This is a genomic window from Mycobacterium sp. 134, from assembly GCF_048282715.1.
GTDB classification, from domain to species: domain Bacteria; phylum Actinomycetota; class Actinomycetes; order Mycobacteriales; family Mycobacteriaceae; genus Mycobacterium; species Mycobacterium septicum.
In genome coordinates, this window is record NZ_JBLVUN010000008.1 from 2,773,661 (window position 1) to 2,791,659 (window position 17,999).

General features: G+C 67.5%; 14 protein-coding genes. 8 read left to right on the forward strand and 6 right to left on the reverse strand.

The window, feature by feature from the left end; genetic code table 11:
* Positions 1–8 precede the first annotated feature (8 nt).
* From ACNQVK_RS18030 to ACNQVK_RS18040, 3 genes are all read left to right on the forward strand, one after another.
* The gene (locus ACNQVK_RS18030) at positions 9–1,547 is read left to right on the forward strand and encodes a carboxylesterase/lipase family protein (protein ID WP_418030585.1); all 1,539 of its coding nucleotides are present in this window, start codon (positions 9–11) and stop codon (positions 1,545–1,547) included.
* 74 nt (positions 1,548–1,621) lie between these two features.
* Entirely contained in the window at positions 1,622–3,559 is a 1,938-nt protein-coding gene (locus ACNQVK_RS18035) for a primary-amine oxidase (protein WP_418030586.1), read from the forward strand.
* Positions 3,560–3,604: 45 nt separating this feature from the next.
* Positions 3,605–5,614, forward strand: coding sequence for a phosphotransferase (locus tag ACNQVK_RS18040; protein ID WP_418030587.1), 2,010 nt, complete (start codon positions 3,605–3,607; stop codon positions 5,612–5,614).
* On the opposite strand, the gene ACNQVK_RS18045 is transcribed toward ACNQVK_RS18040, so the two are convergent.
* Genes ACNQVK_RS18045 through ACNQVK_RS18055 form a run of 3 tightly spaced genes read right to left on the reverse strand, consistent with a single transcriptional unit; the run spans position 5,592 to position 7,468 of the window.
* Positions 5,592–5,819, reverse strand: coding sequence for a DUF167 domain-containing protein (locus tag ACNQVK_RS18045; RefSeq protein WP_418030588.1), 228 nt, complete (start codon positions 5,817–5,819; stop codon positions 5,592–5,594). The two genes, ACNQVK_RS18040 and ACNQVK_RS18045, sit on opposite strands and share 23 nt — an antisense overlap.
* Before the next feature lie 12 nt (positions 5,820–5,831).
* A complete protein-coding gene (locus ACNQVK_RS18050) occupies positions 5,832–7,034 on the reverse strand; it encodes a lipid-transfer protein (protein ID WP_418030589.1) in 1,203 nt (400 codons plus the stop codon).
* Complete coding sequence (locus tag ACNQVK_RS18055; protein WP_418030590.1) at positions 7,031–7,468, reverse strand: Zn-ribbon domain-containing OB-fold protein; 438 nt, start codon at positions 7,466–7,468, stop codon at positions 7,031–7,033. The genes ACNQVK_RS18050 and ACNQVK_RS18055 overlap by 4 nt, the downstream gene beginning before the upstream one ends.
* A 109-nt stretch (positions 7,469–7,577) precedes the next feature.
* Between ACNQVK_RS18055 and ACNQVK_RS18060 the strand changes: the two genes are divergently transcribed.
* The gene (locus ACNQVK_RS18060; protein ID WP_418030591.1) at positions 7,578–8,147 is read left to right on the forward strand and encodes a TetR/AcrR family transcriptional regulator; all 570 of its coding nucleotides are present in this window, start codon (positions 7,578–7,580) and stop codon (positions 8,145–8,147) included.
* Positions 8,144–9,613: an FAD-dependent monooxygenase gene (locus ACNQVK_RS18065; protein WP_418030592.1), complete on the forward strand. Its 1,470-nt coding sequence runs from the start codon at positions 8,144–8,146 to the stop codon at positions 9,611–9,613. Before ACNQVK_RS18060 ends, ACNQVK_RS18065 begins: the two co-directional genes overlap by 4 nt.
* On the opposite strand, the gene ACNQVK_RS18070 is transcribed toward ACNQVK_RS18065, so the two are convergent.
* Both ACNQVK_RS18070 and ACNQVK_RS18075 read right to left on the reverse strand, forming a co-directional pair.
* Positions 9,528–10,223 carry an alpha/beta fold hydrolase gene (locus ACNQVK_RS18070; RefSeq protein ID WP_418030593.1) on the reverse strand — a complete coding sequence of 232 codons (696 nt, stop codon included), beginning with the start codon at positions 10,221–10,223 and terminating at the stop codon, positions 9,528–9,530. The genes ACNQVK_RS18065 and ACNQVK_RS18070 overlap by 86 nt on opposite strands.
* The gene (locus tag ACNQVK_RS18075; protein WP_418030594.1) at positions 10,220–11,350 is read right to left on the reverse strand and encodes an FAD-dependent monooxygenase; all 1,131 of its coding nucleotides are present in this window, start codon (positions 11,348–11,350) and stop codon (positions 10,220–10,222) included. Before ACNQVK_RS18075 ends, ACNQVK_RS18070 begins: the two co-directional genes overlap by 4 nt.
* A gap of 70 nt (positions 11,351–11,420) precedes the next feature.
* Between ACNQVK_RS18075 and ACNQVK_RS18080 the strand changes: the two genes are divergently transcribed.
* Positions 11,421–12,308 carry a LysR family transcriptional regulator gene (locus tag ACNQVK_RS18080; protein ID WP_418030595.1) on the forward strand — a complete coding sequence of 296 codons (888 nt, stop codon included), beginning with the start codon at positions 11,421–11,423 and terminating at the stop codon, positions 12,306–12,308.
* 76 nt (positions 12,309–12,384) lie between these two features.
* A complete protein-coding gene (gene polA, locus ACNQVK_RS18085; RefSeq protein WP_418034204.1) occupies positions 12,385–15,057 on the forward strand; it encodes a DNA polymerase I in 2,673 nt (890 codons plus the stop codon).
* 10 nt (positions 15,058–15,067) lie between these two features.
* Here polA and ACNQVK_RS18090 read toward each other — a convergent pair whose 3' ends face one another.
* Entirely contained in the window at positions 15,068–16,258 is a 1,191-nt protein-coding gene (locus ACNQVK_RS18090) for a PrsW family intramembrane metalloprotease (protein ID WP_418030596.1), read from the reverse strand.
* A gap of 239 nt (positions 16,259–16,497) precedes the next feature.
* Between ACNQVK_RS18090 and rpsA the strand changes: the two genes are divergently transcribed.
* A complete protein-coding gene (rpsA, locus tag ACNQVK_RS18095) occupies positions 16,498–17,943 on the forward strand; it encodes a 30S ribosomal protein S1 (protein ID WP_055114791.1) in 1,446 nt (481 codons plus the stop codon).
* Positions 17,944–17,999: the final 56 nt, after the last annotated feature.

Consider the following 17,999-nt stretch of genomic DNA (forward strand, 5'->3'; position numbering starts at 1 on the left):
GTCGGTTCATGCACGAGCGGACTGTCCGGGCAAAGATCAGTACCGGCATCGTCGAGGGGTTCACGCGGGACGGCGTACATCGTTGGCGCTCCATCCCTTACGCCAAGCCGCCGGTGGGCCGGCTGCGTCTTCGGGCACCCGAGCCGGCCGAGCCGTGGCCCGGGGTGCGCTACTGCCACGGGTTCGGTTACTGCGCGCCCCAGCAAAATCGCTACACGCTCGTCGGGCTGGGCAAGCACCAGCCGATGAGCGAGGACTGCCTGACGATCAACGTGGTGGCGCCGGAGAAACCACCGCGCACGCGAGGAGCACAGAACGACGGCGCCGATGGTCCGCTGCCGGTGATGTTCTTCGTGCACGGCGGCGGCTACATCATGGGCAGCTCGGCCACACCCGTATACGACGGTGCCGCGCTGGCCCGCCGCGGCTGTGTGTTTGTCTCGGTCAACTACCGGCTCGGCATGCTCGGGTGTGTCGAGCTCTCGTCGCTGTCGACACCGGAGCATCCGATCGACGACAACCTGTTCCTGCGCGATCTGGTGTTGGCGCTGCGGTGGGTACGCGACAACATCGCGGTGTTCGGCGGGGACCCCGACAACGTGACGATCTTCGGCGAGAGTGCGGGTGCGCACGCGGTCGCGACCCTGCTCACGGTGCCCGACGCCGAAGGACTGTTCGCCCGGGTGATCTCGGAGAGCCCGGCCAGCGGGATGGTCAGTTCCGCCGACGCCGCCGCCCGGCTCGCCGATCAGCTTGCCGAATTGGTCGGTCCGGGTGAGGGATCGGCGGCCGCAGCGCTGATGTCCGCCCGCCCCGCCGAGCTCGGGCGGGCCCTGGAGAAGCTCATCATGCGGGGACAGACGGATATGCCCGGCGCGTTTCCGGTCGGCCCGACGTTCGGCACCGAGTACCTGCCGGTCGATCCGGTGACGGCGATGGCCGAAGGCACCGCGCACCGGGTGCCGTTGATCGTCGGCAACAACGCCGACGAGGGCAGGCTGTTCACCCGCTTCCTGCCGCTGCTGCCGACCAATGAGCCGATGATCGAAAAGTTGTTCGCCCGTACCGATCCCGAGGAGCGTCGCCGGATCGTCGCGGCCTACCCGGACTATCCGAGCAGCGCGGCCTGCGTGCGGCTGGGCGGCGATTTCGCGTTCGCCTCGGCCACCTGGCAGATCGCCGAGGCGCACAGCCGGCACGCGCCCACCTACGTGTACCGCTACGACTACGCGCCGCGCACCCTGCACTGGGCGGGACTGGGGGCGACGCACGCGATGGAACTGCTCGCGGTATTCGACACGTACCACACGACTTACGGAGCGCTGCTGACGGCCGTGGGTGACCGCACGTCGGCCCGCCGGGTCAGCCGCGACGTGCAGCGGCGATGGCGTGAGTTCAGCCGGACCGGTGAGCCGGGCCCTGGCTGGCCGGCCTACGACAGCGCCGACCGCGCGGTGTTCGTGTTCGACCGCCGGCCCCGCGTCGAATACGACCCCCGGGCGGTGCGACGCCAGGCCTGGGAAGGGTTCACCCTCGCCGAGCGCTGAGCCGGTCGGAGTTCGGCCGATTCACTCTGAGCGATTTGCTGCACGGAATCCTCCGGTGTGGTTGCGTATTTGACGTGGACTATCCCTTGGATCCGCTGTCCGCCGACGAGTTTCGCGCGGTGGCAGCGATATTGCGGCGCGAGCACGGGGTCGGGGAGGGCTGGCGGGTCGCCTCGGTGGAACTCGTCGAACCGTCCAAGGCCGAACTGGCCGCCTTCGACGGCGGCGGAGCGGCACCGGGCCGCCGCGCGGCTGTCATCTGCCTGGACCGGTCGGCGAACGCCACCTACAAGGGCGTGGTGTCGCTGACCGACGACCGGATCGAGAACTTCGACCACGTACCGGGCGTCCAGGCCAACTTCACCGTCGACGAGTTCATCGAATGCGACGAGGTGCTGCGCAGGCATCCCGACGTGATCGCCGCACTCGCCAAACGCGGTATCACCGACCTGGACAACGTGTTCATGGATACCTGGACCTACGGTGACGCAGTCGCGCCGCCCGAGTACCGCGACCGTCGGATCGGCTGGTCGGACACCTGGTACAAGGACGCCCCCGGCGCCAATCCCTACGCCCACCCGGTCAGCGGTCTGCACTGCGTGATCGACATCAACACCATGGAGGTGCTGCGCGTCGAGGATGACGGCAGTTCCGAAAAGCCCGATGTGATGGGCGAATACGTACCGCACCACATCCCCGAGCGGATCCGGTCGGCCTCGCGCCGCGAGCCGCTGAAGCCACTGAACATCACCCAGCCCGATGGTCCGTCGTTCGCGCTGGACGGCAACCTGCTGAAGTGGCAGAACTGGTCGTTGCGGGTCGGTTTCAACCACCGTGAGGGGATGACGCTGCACACCGTGCGGTACCGCGACGGCGAGGTGGATCGTTCGGTGGCCCACCGGATGTCGTTCGCCGAGATGGTGGTGCCGTATCGGGACTCCTCGGTCGACCATTACCGGCGGACCGCGTTCGACATCGGCGAGTGGGGCCTGGGATTCATGACCACCTCGCTGGAGCTCGGCTGCGACTGCCTCGGTGAGATCCGCTACCTGGACGCGGTTCTGCACGACAGCAAGGGTGAGCCATACACCATCACGAACGCGATCTGCATCCACGAGGAGGACAACGCCGTGCTGTGGAAGCACGTCGACCACGACGCCGGTGCCGAGGTGCGCCGGATGCGCAGGCTCACACTGTCATTCCACGTCACCGTCGCCAACTACGAGTACCTGGTCTACTGGCGGCTGTATCAGGACGGCAACATCGAGTGCGAGGTCCGCGCCACCGGGATCATGGTCACCACGCCCGTTCCGGCGGGGCAGCCGCATCCCAACGGCACCCTGGTCGACGAGCGCACCTATGCGCCGTTCCACCAACATTTCCTGATCGCCCGTCTGGACCTGGACGTCGACGGCCCCGACAACACCGTCTACATGACGGAGTCGTACGCCGAACCGATCAGTCCCGACAACCCGTACGGTCTGTCGCTGGTGGTGCGCAATCAGGCGCTGCGCACCGAGCAGGAGGGCAAACAGGACGTCAGCTTCGCCACGCAGCGGGCGTGGAAGGTGGTCAACACCAACGTTGTCAACGGCCTGGGCACGCACCCGTCCTACAAGCTGGTTCCCACCGGCGCGATCCCCGCGATGTTCGATCCCTCCTCGCCGGTGGTGCAACGCGCCAACGTCATCACCCACACGCTGTGGGTGACCCCGAACCGCCCGGACGAACGCTGGCCGGCGGGGGAGTTCGTCAACCAGTCGGTGGCTGATACCGGGCTGGGTGAATGGACGAGGGCCGACCGGTCGATCGACAACACCGACGTGGTGCTCTGGTACGTGTTCGGCATCCACCACATCACCCGTCCGGAGGACTGGCCCGTGATGCCGGTGGACGTGGTGTCGTTCTGGCTCAAGCCTTTCGGCTTCTTCGACCGCAACCCGGCGTTGGACGTGGCACCCACCCCGCCGGACGCCTGCGCCCACGGTCATGCCAAGGCGGCACATCATTAGTTGACACCTGTCATATGTGACGCGGAACACTGCTAGGTTGCCTGTGTGCAACCGACTCAGACCGCCGTACTCGACCGCCCTGAAGACCTGACCTGCGACTGGCTGACCGCCGCACTCGGCGCCGGCCAGGTCAGTGGGTTCAGTTTCGAGCGGATCGGAACGGGCCAGATGAGCGAGTGCTACCGCGTCTCGCTGAGCTACGCCGCAGAGGCGGACGGGCCGGCGTCGGTCGTGCTGAAGGTCGCCGCCACGGACCCCAGCAGTCGCCAGACCGGACTGGCGCTCGGGCTGTACGAGCGTGAGGTGCGGTTCTACACCGACATCGCGCCCGCCCTGGTGCCCGGGCCCGTGGCGCCGTGCTACCACGCCGCGATCGACACCAAGACCGGTGCGTTCGACCTGTTGCTCGGCGACGCCGTGCCCGCCGTGGTGGGTGACGAGATCCGCGGCGCCACAGCCGAACAGGCGTCTGTGGCGCTCACCGAGCTGGGCCGCATGCACGGGTCGGCACCCGGTGCCGAGGCGCTGAACCAGGCTGAATGGCTCAACCGTGAGGCGCCGGTCAACCAGGGATTGATCGCCGGCCTGTATGCGGCCTTCGTCGACCGTTACGCGGGCCTGATCACGCCCGAGCAGCGCCACGTGTGCGAGCGTCTCGTCGAGAGTTTCGACGCCTACCTGGCCGACGAAGGCGCGTCCGAGCGGCCCCAGGGTCTGGTACATGGTGACTACCGGCTCGATAACATGCTGTTCGGCGACTCAGGTGCCGACCGGACCCTGACCGTGGTCGACTGGCAGACCGTCACCAAGGGACCGGCGTTCACCGACGTCGCGTATTTCATCGGCTGTGCCCTGCCCGTCGAGCAGCGCCGTGCGCACTACGACGAGTTACTGACGGCCTATCACCGGGCGCTCGGACCGGACTCCGCGCTGACGCTCGATCAGGTGCGTGACGGTGTGCGCCGGCAGAGCTTCTTCGGCGTGATGATGGCCATCATTTCCTCGATGCTGGTCGAGCGCACCGATCGCGGTGACCAGATGTTCATGACGATGCTCGACCGGCACTGCAGCCATGTGCTGGACACCGAGGCCCTGGATATCCTCGCGCCACCGGCGATCCCGGAACCGCTGGTTCCCGCGGTCGAGGACGAGTTCGCGCATCCGCCGACCGGCGAGGAACTGTGGAACGAGAGCTGGTATCTCGATTTCGCCGATGCCGACGCGGGTTTCGGCGGTTGGGTCCGCCTGGGGCTGATCCCCAACCAGGACACCGCGTGGGTGAATGTGCTGTTCTGCGGTCCGGGGATGCCGACCGTGGCGCTCAACGACTTTCATGCCGTGCCGGCCGAACCGGAGCTGATCAAGGGGGACGGGGTCGAGCTGAGCCTGCAACCGGGCGAGCCGCTCAAGACCTACCGGGTCACCGCAGCGGGTACCGGGCAGGCCCATGACGATCCGGCCGCGCTGCTGCGTGGTGAAACGGGCCGGCCGGTTCCGGTGACCGTGGACCTGACCTGGAACACGGTGGGAATCCCGTACCAGTACCGGATCACGCCGCGCTACGAGATTCCGTGCACGGTCTCGGGCACGGTGACCGTCGGGGAGCGGACCTTCGACGTCAACGCCGTCGCGGGCCAGCGCGACCATTCGTGGGGTGTGCGCGATTGGTGGTCGATGAACTGGGTCTGGAGTGCGATCCATCTCGACGACGGCACCCATCTGCACGGCGTGGACATCCGGATCCCCGGGATGCCGCCGATCGGGATCGGCTATTCGCAGCGCGCGGGCGAGCCGATCGTCGAATTGCAGTCGGTGACAGCGCAATACGCGCTGGGTGCCGACGATCTGCCGGTTTCGACGACGCTGAACCTGCAACCCGGCGACATCGAGGTCACCGTCGACATCCAGGGCCACGCGCCGGTATTGCTGGTGGCTGCCGACGGCCGGGTCAGTCAGTTCCCCCGCGCCTGGGCAAAGGTTCGCACCGCCGACGGTCGCAGCGGGATCGGCTGGCTGGAGTGGAACCGCAACGTCAGCCCACCCGAAAACGCTTGAGCCGCGCAGTCGCTCCGGAGATCAACTCCACGCGGCTGCGCGGAACACCCAGATGCTGGGCAAGCAGCTTGGTGACGGCGTCATTGGCCTTGCCGTCGACGGCGCGTTCCTGAACGTAGATGGTGAGCGCGCCGTCGTCAGCGACTTCGACCAGCGGGCCTTTGCGGCTGCCGGGCTTGACGCGGACGACGACGGTTTCGCTCACACCGCCATTCTTCTACCGCGCGACGATCACCGAGGAGCCGTGGCCGAACAGGCCCTGGTTGGCGGTCACGCCGACCTTGGCTCCCTCGACCTGCCGGCCGATGGCCTGGCCCTTGAGCTGCCAGGTCAACTCGCACACCTGCGCGATGGCCTGGGCCGGGATGGCCTCGCCGAAGCAGGCCAGGCCGCCGGACGCGTTCACCGGGACACGGCCTCCGATGGTCGTCGCGCCGGAACGCAGGAGCTGCTCGCCCTCACCCTTGGCGCACAGGCCCAGGTGCTCGTACCAGTCGAGCTCGAGTGCGGTGGACAGGTCGTAGACCTCTGCCAGGCTGACGTCCTCGGGGCCGATGCCGGCCTCGGCGTACGCCGCGTCGAGGATCTGATCTTTGAACACGCGCTCCGGTGCCGGCACCACGGCGGTGGAATCCGTTGCGATGTCCGGCAATTCGGGCAGGTGCTGCGGGTACCGCGGGGTCACCGTCGAGATCGCGCGCACCGACGGGACGCCCTCCAGGGAGCCCAGGTGCTTCTCGGCGAACGACTTGCTCGCCACGATCAGCGCAGCGGCACCGTCGGAGGTGGCGCAGATGTCGAGCTGGCGCAGTGGGTCGGAAACCACCGGGCTGGCCAGCACGTCCTCGATCGAGGATTCCTTGTGGTAGCGGGCATTCGGGTTCTGCAGGCCGTGGCGGGAGTTCTTCACCTTCACCTGGGCGAAGTCCTCGGAGGTGGCCCCGTAGAGGTCCATCCGGCGCCGGGCCAGCAAGGCGAAGTACACCGGGTTCATCGCGCCGAGCAGGTGGAAGCGCTGCCAGTCGGGATCGTTCTTGCGCTCGCCACCGACGGGTGCGAAGGCGCCCTTGGGCGTGGTGTCGGCGCCGATCACCAGCGCCACATCGCAGAACCCGGCCAGGATCTGGGCGCGGGCGCTCTGCAGTGCCTGCGAGCCCGACGCGCAGGCCGCGTAGCTCGACGACACCGGCACACCGTTCCAGCCCAGCTTCTGGGCGAACGTCGACCCGGCGATGAAGCCCGGGTAACCGTTGCGGATGGTGTCGGCCCCGGCGACCAGCTGGATCTGGCGCCAGTCCAGGCCGGCCTCGGCCAGCGCGGCGCGGGCGGCGACGACGCCGTACTCGGTGAAGTCGCGGCCCCACTTGCCCCACGGGTGCATGCCCGCGCCGAGGATGTACAGCGGTTCGGGAGTGCTCACGGGATCCTCCAGGCGTGGGTGGTGCGCTCGATGCCCTCGTCGTCGGTGTAGAGCGTCATGGTGGTCAGCTCCATCTCCATGCCGACCTTGAGGTCGGCGGCGAGGGTGCCTTCGACGACCTTGCCGAGCACGATCAGACCTTCGTCGACCAACTCCACCGCGGCGATCGCGAAGGGTTCGAACGGGTCGGTCTTCGGATACGGTGCGGGCGGGAGATACCGGTTCTCGGTGTAGCTCCACACCTTTCCGCGGCGGGACAGCGGGACCAGGTCAAGGGTGTCGCTGTCGCAGGCCGGGTTGGGGCAGTTGTTCTCGCGCGGCGGGAACACGAAAGTGGCGCACTGAGTGCACTTGCCGCCGATCAGGTGAGTGGCACCGGCGTCGTCGGTGGCGAACCACCCTTCGATCGCGGGTTGCGAAGATGCTGCTGGCACGCGGCCAGCCTAAACGATCAAGACCGCAGAACTGAAACGTGTTGCAGTTTTGTCCCGCCGACCAAGATAATCGCTTGAAGAGTACGAAACTGTTTCGTACTCTTCGATCATGGTTCGAGGTATGGAACGCGAGCAGGCCGTCCTGGCCGCGACAGCCGAGCTGCTGGTGGAACGGGGATACCAGGCACTGACGACCGATGCGGTGGCCGCACGGGCCGGCGCCAGCAAGGCCACCATCTACCGCCGGTGGCCGAACAAGGCCCAGCTCGTCCGTGCGACCTTGGACGCGGCGGACGCCGCACGCAATGCATCGGTACCCGACACCGGGGAGCTGCGCAGTGATCTGTTCGCCGTCATGGACGCGGTCGCGGCGAATGTGGCCGACCCCTTGACCCGGGTCACCGCGGAACTCGCAACCCTCATGCGCCACGACGCACAGCTGGCCGAGGCCATCCGCGAACATCTCGGAAAAGAGGAGCTCTCGCCGTTCCACGATGCGCTGCAACGGGCCATCGCCCGCGGCGATATCGCCGCGGACACCGATGTCGAACTCATCCATGACGTGGCCGAGGCGATGATCCTGCGCCAGGTCCACCTCGACCTGCCGGTCGACCCCGGTTTCAGCGCACGGCTGATCGACGACGTCCTGTTGGTCCTGCTCGGAGGTGCCCGCCGATGACCGTCGTGATCGCGGGCGCCGGGCCCACCGGACTGACCCTGGCCATCGACCTGGCCCGGCGCGGCGTGCCCTGCCGGGTGCTCGACAAAGCCGCGACGTTGTTCCCCGGCTCCCGCGGCAAAGGACTGCAGCCGCGCACCCTGGAGGTATTCGACGACCTCGGCGTGATCGGCGCCGTGCTGGCCGCCGGGGAGTCCTTTCCGCCCATGCGGCTCTACCGCGGCGAGGATGTGGTCTGGGAGAAGCCGATCTACGACCTGCTGGGGCTGCCCGAGTTGGAACCCACCCCGGCGGTGCCGTACCCGTACACGTGGTTGATCCCGCAGTGGCGCACCGACCAGATCCTGGCGGCGCGATTTGCCGAACTCGGCGGGACCATCGAGTTCGGCACCGAGGTAACGGGTTTCACGCAGGTCGACGACGGTGTCACGGTGCACACCCGACGAGGATCGATCCACGCCGACTACCTGGTCGGCGCCGACGGTGGCCGCAGCAGCGTCCGCAAGGCGTCCGGGGTCGACTTCCTCGGCGGTGCGCTCACCGAGGAACAGATCATCGTGGGTGACGTGCGGGCCCGCGGCCTCGACGGCCGGTGCTGTCACCTCCTGACCCGTGACGGCGACCAGTCCACGCGGTTCTCGCTGTGGAACCTGCCGGGCAGTGAGCACTACCAACTGGTGGTGACGATGGCGCCGGGCGTCGAGATTCCCGCGCTGACCCTCGAGGGCATGCAGGAAGTGCTGCAGCACCGGTCGGGTCGCCGGGACGTGACACTCTCGGATCTGCGGTGGATATCGCTGTACCGGGTGAATCTGCTTATGGCGCAACGCTTCCGGATGGGCCGGGTGTTCCTGGCCGGAGACGCCGCCCACGTCCATTCGCCCGCCGGAGGGCAAGGCGTAAACACCGGAGTGCAGGATGCCTACAACCTCGGCTGGAAACTGGCCGCTGTGTCGGCCGGAGCGCCTGACGCCCTGTTGGACAGCTATGAGGCGGAACGCCTGCCCGTCGCTGCAGAGGTGCTGCACCTCAGCGGCCTGTTGCACCGCCAGGGTTTCGGTGCGACGGGGCCCGCGCCGGCGGCCATCCACCAGCTGGACATCAATTACCGGGGCGGACCGCTCGCCCTCGACACCGATCCGACCGGTGCGTTGCGGGCCGGCGACCGGGCGCCCGACGGCCTGCTGCCAGACGGTCGCAGACTGTTCGACGTGTTCCGCGGCCCGCACTGGACTGTTCTGCGATTCGATGCCGAACCAGTCGATTTCGGGATCCCGCAAGTGAGTCTCACACCCGGGGCCGACTATGACGTCCCTGTCGGCTCCTATGTCCTGGTCCGGCCCGACGGCTATGTCGGCGCGATCAGCACCCGGGCAGAGGTCATCCGCGACCAGCTTGACCAGACTGGGGCCGGCCGGCGGCGCCCAGCAGGATGCGGACCAGATCACAGTGGTTGTCGCGCATGAGGTTGTGTGCTCCGTCGAGCACATGTGTGCGCCAGGCGGGATCGGTGCGCACTCGCTCGAAGGTCGCGGTGAACGGTGATTCACCCTCCCACCTGGTGGCGTAGACATAGTCGAGCCGGAAGCGGGACAGGTCGTCCTGCAGCCGGATCGGCTGCATCAACGTCGCGAGCGGATGCGCCGTGGCGCGGTCGTCGAAAAACGGCAGTGGCGGGACGCCGTAGCCGGTGGCATCGACGCCGGAGTACCACATGTGTTGTCCGTCGTCGGTCAGCGTCCACACCGAGTCGCCGTCTCGCGGAACGAAAGCGTCCAGGTACACCAGCGAATCGACCTGTTGCGGAAGGCGATCCGCGACGCCGGTGATCACCATGCCGCCGTAGCTGTGCCCGGCCAGTACCGCATCGGTCACCTGCCGGGCCTGCATTTCCGCGATCACATCGGCGATGTGGGTTTCCAGGTTGACCCCGGCGTGGGCCAGGTGCGCGCGTTCGGCCACCCCGGTCAGGGTCGGCGTCAACACCCGGTGGCCCTCGGCGCGCAGTGCGGTGGCGAGATCGTCGAAGCACCAGCCGCCATGGCACGCACCCGGGATCAGAACGTATGTGGTCATCGGGAACTCCTGTCTGCGAGTGTGTTTCGTCGATAGTCCGCGGTGACCCGGGCCAGCTCCTGGGGATCGCTGGCATGCATCGTGCGATTGGCGTGCACCACTGCCGTGGTCTCGGGGATGCGACGGGCCTCATAGCCGGCGACGCCGCGGCCCGCGGCCAGTTCATCGGCAAGGGCGCGGGCGTCGAGGATGGCCTGCGAACCACCGTTGGCGCCGACGGGATACATCGGATGCGCGGCGTCGCCCAGCAGCGTGACGCGTCGAGTACCCCAGTGGGGCAACGGCTCCCGGTCGACCATCGGGTACTCGAAAACCGCCTCGGATCGGCCCACCAGCTCGGCCGGGTCCATCCAGTCCAGGTTCCAGCCGGACATGCGGGCCGTCACCGCCGCGGGATCGACCTGGGCGTTCCAGTTCGCGTCCCCGGGAAGCCGACCCGGCGCGGCCTCGGTGACCTGCAACACCCAGTTCACCTGATCGCCGCCGATCGGGTACGTGACCAGCTCGACACCGTCGTCACCCTTGACGATGGCCATCGTGCGGCCGTCCAGAAACGGCCGAATGCGGCTGGCGCCGCGGAACATCCGAACCCCCGACCAGACCAGCGGGTCGGCGCCGCGATGCAACTGCCCGCGTACTTTCGAGTGCACCCCGTCGGCGCCGACGAACACGTCGGCGGTGAACTCGCCGTCGCCGCTGGTCACGCGCACATGATCGTCGGATTCCTCAAAGCCTGTGACCGCTGCGCCGCTGCGCACCGCGTCGGTACCCAGCCGGGACCGGACTGCGTCGAGCAACAGCATCTGCAGGCGGCCGCGGTGCACCGAGCACTGCGGGTACCCGTATCCGCCTTCGATTCCGCGGGGCTCACGGAACAGCAGCGCGCCGTCGGAGCGATAGAAATCGATGACGGCCGGGGTCGCCGAGATGGCCAGCAGGTCCTCGCCGAGGCCGAGGTCGGTCAGTTCGCGTACCGCGTGCGGCAGCAGGTTGATGCCAACGCCGAGGGCGCGGAGCTCGCGGGCGCTCTCCAGGACCGTGACGGGAAAACCTCTGGCGTGCAGGGTGAGTGCGGTGGTGAGGCCGCCGATGCCGGCTCCGGCGATGACGATCTGTCGTGTGGACATGACTCCAGCCTCGTCAGTGCTGAATGATAAGTCCAATACATAGTGCATCCACAAACTATTGTGATTGCTTATGGAATTGCGGCAGCTCGAATACTTCGTGGCGGTGGCCGAAGAGGCCAACTTCACCCGTGCCGCCGAGCGGGTGCATGTCGCGCAACCGGCGGTCAGCGCCCAGATCCGTCACCTCGAGCGCGAACTCGGTCAGCAACTGTTCGATCGCAGCCGGCGTGCGGTTCGGCTGACCGCCGCAGGCGAAGCCGTGTTGCCGCACGCCCGGGCGGCGCTGGCCGCCGTCACCGCCGCCCGTACCGCGGTCGAGGAACTCGGCGAATTGGTGCGGGGCTCAGTGGTGGTGGGCACCGTGACGGCCCACGACTTCGACATGGCGGGACTGCTCGCTCAGTTCCACGCGGCACACCCACTTGTCGACATCACGCTGACCACCGACGAGTCCGACGCCCTGCTGGACGGGCTGCACTCGGGGCGCCTCGATGCGGCCATCGTGTCGGTCGGTGCCGAACTGCCCGCCGCGTTGACCGCCGAGGTGGTGACCGATCAGCGCATCGTCGCAGCGGTGGCGGGTGACCATCCGTGGCACCGGCGGCGCACGGTCACGCTGCGCGATCTCGCCGACCACCCGGTCATCGCGCTGCCGACCGGCGCCGGCATCCGCCACCAGTTCGACCAGGCCTGCCGCGGGGCCGGGGTGGCCGCACGGGTCGCGTTCGAGGCGAGCACCCCGCACGCGCTGGCCGAGCTTGCCGAGCGAGGTCTCGGCGTCGCGGTGTTGCCGGAATCGGTGGCCGTCGCCCGGACCGCCCTGCACCCCCTGCCCATCACACCCGAGTTGCGCGGCCGGTTGGTGTTCGCGTGGCGGGCACAGGGGCCGATGAGTCCGGCCGCCAGGGTCCTGATCGAGATGGCTCGTCGCCGTCTGCGCGTCAGTGGCCCCGCATAGAGTGAGGGCCGTGAGCCCCGCGAAGACCGAGACGAAGAACGCACCGAACCCGACCGCCGACGACAAGCCCACACTGATGCTGCTCGACGGCAATTCGCTGGCTTTCCGGGCGTTTTACGCGTTGCCGGCCGAGAATTTCAAGACCCAGGGCGGGCTGACCACCAACGCGGTCTACGGGTTCACCTCGATGCTGATCAACCTGCTGCGGGACGAACAGCCCAGCCACGTGGCCGCCGCGTTCGACGTGTCGCGGCAGACGTTCCGCAAGGACAAGTACCCGGAATACAAGGAGGGCCGCTCCGCGACGCCCGACGAGTTCCGCGGCCAGATCGACATCACCAAAGAGGTGCTCGGCGCACTGGGTATCACCGCGATGGCCGAACCCGGTTTCGAGGCCGACGACATCATCGCCACCCTGGCCACCCAGGCCGAGCAGGAGGGCTACCGGGTTCTGGTCGTCACCGGCGACCGTGACTCGCTGCAGTTGGTCACCGACAACGTCACCGTGCTCTACCCGCGCAAGGGAGTCAGCGAGCTGACCCGTTTCACGCCCGACGCAGTGGTGGAGAAGTACGGGCTGACGCCGACGCAGTATCCGGATTTCGCGGCCCTGCGTGGGGACCCGAGCGACAACCTGCCCGGCATTCCCGGGGTGGGGGAGAAGACCGCGACCAAATGGATCGTCGAGTACGGCTCACTGCAGTCGCTGGTCGACAATGTCGAGAAGGTCAAGGGCAAGGTGGGGGACTCGCTGCGGGCCAACCTGTCCGGCGTGATCCTCAACCGGGAGCTCACCGACCTGGTGCGCGATGTGCCGCTGGCCCAGACGCCGGACACCCTGCGGATGCAACCCTGGAACCGCGACCAAATCCACCGGCTGTTCGACGACCTGGAATTCCGGGTGCTGCGCGACCGGCTGTTCGAGACGCTGGTCGCCTCCGAGCCCGAGGTCGAGCATGGGTTCGACGTGCGCGGCCGGGCATTGGAGCCCGGTGAGCTGGCCGCCTGGCTCGCCGAGCACAGCCTGGGTAACCGGTTCGGGCTGGCCGTGGTCGGCACACACCTGGCGTACGACGCCGACGCCACCGCACTGGCAATCGTGGCGGCCGACGGCGACGGGCGCTACATCGACACCGCGACGCTGACCCCCGAGGACGAGGAGGCGCTGGCGCGCTGGCTGGGTGATCCCGGTCCGCCCAAGGCGCTGCACGAGGCCAAGCTAGCCATGCATGACCTGGCCGGGCGCGGCTGGACATTGCGCGGGGTCACCTCCGACACCGCGCTCGCCGCCTACCTGGTGCGGCCGGGGCAGCGCAGCTTCGCCCTCGACGATCTGGCGGTGCGCTACCTGCGTCGCGAGCTGCGCGCCGAAACGCCTGAGCAGCAACAGCTTTCACTGCTGGACGACTCTGAGGGAGTCGACGAGCAGGCGGTGCAGACGCTGATCCTGCGGGCCTGCGCGGTCCTCGACCTCGCCGATGCGCTGGACGAGGAACTGGCCCGGATCGACTCGTCGTCCCTGCTGGGCCGGATGGAGCTGCCGGTGCAGCGGGCACTGGCCGAGATGGAGTCGATCGGCATCGCCGTCGACCTGGACAAACTGCAGGAGCTGCAGAGCGAGTTCGCCGACCAGATCCGTGACGCCGCCGAGGCCGCGTACGCGGTGATCGGCAAGCAGATCAACCTCGGGTCGCCCAAGCAGCTGCAGGCGGTGCTGTTCGACGAGCTCGAGATGCCCAAGACCAAGCGCACCAAGACCGGCTACACCACCGATGCCGATGCGCTGCAGTCACTGTTCGACAAGACCGGTCATCCGTTCCTGCAGCATCTGCTGGCACATCGGGACGCGACCCGGCTCAAGGTCACCGTCGACGGCTTGCTCAACGCGGTGGCCTCCGACGGGCGGATCCACACCACGTTCAATCAGACCATCGCGGCGACCGGCCGGCTTTCGTCGACCGAGCCGAATCTGCAGAACATCCCGATCCGCACCGAGGCGGGCCGGCGCATCCGCGACGCGTTCGTGGTCGGGGCCGGGCCGGACGGGCCGTATGCCGAGCTGATGACCGCCGACTACAGCCAGATCGAGATGCGGATCATGGCGCACCTGTCGCGAGATGAGGGCCTGATCGAGGCTTTCAACACCGGAGAGGACCTGCACTCGTTCGTGGCGTCGCGGGCGTTCTCGGTGCCGATCGACGAGGTGACCCCGGAGCTGCGCCGACGGGTCAAGGCGATGTCGTACGGCCTGGCCTACGGGCTGAGCGCCTATGGGTTGGCCAGCCAGCTCAAGATCTCCACCGAAGAGGCCAAGGTGCAGATGGAGCAGTACTTCGACCGGTTCGGCGGGGTGCGTGACTACCTGCGTGACGTGGTCGACCAGGCCCGCAAGGACGGGTTCACCTCAACGGTGCTGGGCCGTCGTCGCTATCTGCCGGAACTCGACAGCAGCAACCGCAATGTGCGCGAGGCGGCCGAGCGGGCCGCGCTCAACGCGCCGATCCAGGGCAGCGCCGCCGACATCATCAAGGTGGCGATGATCAACGTCGACGAGGCGATCAAGGAAGCCGGGCTGACGTCGCGGATGCTGCTGCAGGTGCACGACGAGTTGTTGTTCGAGGTGGCCGACGGCGAGCGGGAGGCCTTGGAGGCTCTTGTGCGCGAGCACATGGGTAACGCCTACCCGTTGGATGTGCCGTTGGAGGTGTCGGTCGGATACGGCCGCAGCTGGGACGCCGCCGCGCATTAGCGGCGTCCGCCTACCAGCGGACGGGCGCCTGGTAGCGCGCCATCCAGTGCAGGATCGGAGCGGCTGACCGCGCGGCGGTCACCGCATACACCTCTTCCTGCTGCAACGCGTACACCTGCGCGTTGCCGAAGCCACGGTCGATGCGGTCCCGGACGAAGGCCAGTTCGACGACCGCGGCGGCGAATGCCGCGACGGCCTTGCCCGCGGGGCGCCCGCCGGCAAGCGTGGCCTGCTTGATCGCGCCGTGGCGGGTCTTCAGCGACCCGAGCCAGGTGGCTTCATTGGGGGTGATCAACCCGGCGGCGACCATGCCCGGCAGTTTGGCGGCCACCACACGCTGCTCGCGGCGACGGCTGATGACCGCCACCACGATCATCGTGACGAAGATCGGCAGCATCCAGACCGCGTACACGATGAAGTAGGTTCCGGCGCCCACCAGCGACGAACCGTTCCACAGTCCGTGCATGAACACCGCACCCAGGTAGCCGGCCAGTACACAGAGCACTTTGGCGCCGGTGCTGCGCCGTTGCAGCGCGAAGTACACCCCGATCGCGGTCATCGTGGTGAACAGCGAGTGGGCGAACGGCGCCATGATCAGGCGCAACGCCGCTGTCAGCAGCGATCCGGCCAGCGAATCGGCGCTGGAGATGTACATGATGTCTTCGAGCCACGCGAAACCGAGACCGACCAGGCCGGCGTACACCAGGCAGTCCGTCAGCGAGTTGAGCTCGTTGCGGCGCCGCCCGGTCATCATGATCAGCAGGAACAGGCCCTTGGCGGCCTCTTCGATGAACGGCGCGCGGATCGCCACCGAGGCGAAGCTGTGCGCCGATTCGGCCGAGTCGACCCCCGGTGCCAGCAGCGCGTCGGTGAACAAGCTCAGTACCAGGGACAACACGATGGCGACCGCGGCGCCCCAGCCGAAGGCCAGCAGCAGCAGCCTGGGCGGTTCCGGTTCCCAGCGGTCCAGCCACAGGTAGGCGAACACCGCCCCGGTCATCACGATGCTGGACAGCGTGAACCCGATGATCGCGCCGACCGGGTTGAGTGCGGTGAACAGCAATACCAGCGCCCCGATGACGACGCCGCAGGCGATGATCGCGGCCAGCGGCGCGCCGACCTTGCGGACCGGTCGGGGCATCGGCGGGGTGATCGGAAACCACGGCCGATGGGCCGGGCCGGGGGTCGGGGAGTACGCCACCTGCAGAAGCGTAGCCGTGGGTAGGCTGCGTGCCCGGCACAAATTCGGACGACGGTCCGGCGCGCCTCTGACACCCCCGTCGCAGGGGCGGTTTGTCCTGCGTGTGCCTGGTCGAGTACCCTCGTTACGTATCTGTGTGCACAGCTTGACACCGTCTGGTCACTGCCACGGATCAGTACGAACGCATTACAGCAATACCACTGTCCCTACTAGTAAACCTGTCCGGAGCAACCCACCACATGCCCTCTCCCTCCGTCACCTCGCCGCAAGTAGCCGTCAACGACATCGGCTCGGCTGAGGATTTTCTCGCCGCCATCGACAAAACCATCAAATACTTCAACGATGGCGACATCGTCGAGGGAACCATCGTCAAGGTTGACCGTGACGAGGTCCTGCTCGACATCGGTTACAAGACCGAAGGTGTCATTCCTTCCCGCGAACTCTCGATCAAGCACGATGTCGACCCCAACGAGGTCGTTTCCGTGGGCGATGAGGTCGAGGCCCTCGTTCTCACCAAGGAGGACAAGGAAGGCCGCCTGATCCTGTCCAAGAAGCGCGCTCAGTACGAGCGTGCTTGGGGCACCATCGAGGAGCTCAAGGAGAAGGACGAGGCCGTCAAGGGCACCGTCATCGAGGTCGTCAAGGGCGGCCTGATCCTCGACATCGGTCTGCGTGGCTTCCTGCCCGCATCGCTGGTCGAGATGCGTCGTGTCCGCGATCTGCAGCCGTACATCGGCAAGGAGATCGAGGCCAAGATCATCGAGCTGGACAAGAACCGCAACAACGTGGTGCTGAGCCGCCGCGCCTGGCTGGAGCAGACCCAGTCCGAGGTGCGCAGCGAGTTCCTCAACCAGCTGCAGAAGGGCGCCATCCGCAAGGGTGTCGTCAGCTCGATCGTCAACTTCGGCGCCTTCGTCGATCTCGGCGGCGTCGACGGCCTGGTGCACGTCTCCGAGCTGTCCTGGAAGCACATCGATCACCCGTCCGAGGTGGTTCAGGTGGGCGACGAGGTCACCGTCGAGGTGCTCGACGTCGACATGGATCGCGAACGGGTTTCGCTGTCGCTCAAGGCGACTCAGGAAGACCCGTGGCGTCACTTCGCCCGCACCCACGCGATCGGTCAGATCGTGCCGGGCAAGGTCACCAAGCTGGTGCCGTTCGGCGCGTTCGTCCGCGTCGAGGAGGGCATCGAGGGCCTGGTGCACATCTCGGAGCTGTCCGAGCGCCACGTCGAGGTCCCGGACCAGGTGGTCCAGGTCGGCGACGACGCGATGGTCAAGGTCATCGACATCGACCTGGAGCGTCGCCGGATCTCGCTGAGCCTCAAGCAGGCCAACGAGGACTACACCGAGGAGTTCGACCCGTCGAAGTACGGCATGGCCGACAGCTACGACGAGCAGGGCAACTACATCTTCCCCGAGGGCTTCGACGCCGAGACCAACGAATGGCTCGAAGGCTTCGACAAGCAGCGGGAGGAGTGGGAGGCTCGCTACGCCGAGGCCGAGCGCCGGCACAAGATGCACACCACCCAGATGGAGAAGTTCGCCGCGGCCGAGGCCGAGGAAGCTGCCCGTCCGACCTCGTCGTCGTCCAACGGCGCTGGTCGCGAAGAATCCACCGGTGGCACGCTGGCCAGCGACGCACAGCTGGCTGCTCTGCGTGAGAAGCTCGCAGGCAACGCCTAAGAAGTAAGACAACGAACGCCCCGGCCCATTGGGTCGGGGCGTTCGTCGTTCCGGGG

Coding starts and splice junctions, on each gene's coding strand:
- ACNQVK_RS18030 (WP_418030585.1), top strand. CDS start 9: ATGCACGAGCGGACTGTCCGGGCAAAGATCAGTACCGGCATCGTCGAG.
- ACNQVK_RS18060 (WP_418030591.1), top strand. CDS start 7,578: ATGGTTCGAGGTATGGAACGCGAGCAGGCCGTCCTGGCCGCGACAGCC.
- ACNQVK_RS18065 (WP_418030592.1), top strand. CDS start 8,144: ATGACCGTCGTGATCGCGGGCGCCGGGCCCACCGGACTGACCCTGGCC.
- ACNQVK_RS18070 (WP_418030593.1), bottom strand. CDS start 10,223: ATGACCACATACGTTCTGATCCCGGGTGCGTGCCATGGCGGCTGGTGC.
- ACNQVK_RS18075 (WP_418030594.1), bottom strand. CDS start 11,350: ATGTCCACACGACAGATCGTCATCGCCGGAGCCGGCATCGGCGGCCTC.
- ACNQVK_RS18080 (WP_418030595.1), top strand. CDS start 11,421: ATGGAATTGCGGCAGCTCGAATACTTCGTGGCGGTGGCCGAAGAGGCC.
- polA (WP_418034204.1), top strand. CDS start 12,385: ATGCTGCTCGACGGCAATTCGCTGGCTTTCCGGGCGTTTTACGCGTTG.
- rpsA (WP_055114791.1), top strand. CDS start 16,498: ATGCCCTCTCCCTCCGTCACCTCGCCGCAAGTAGCCGTCAACGACATC.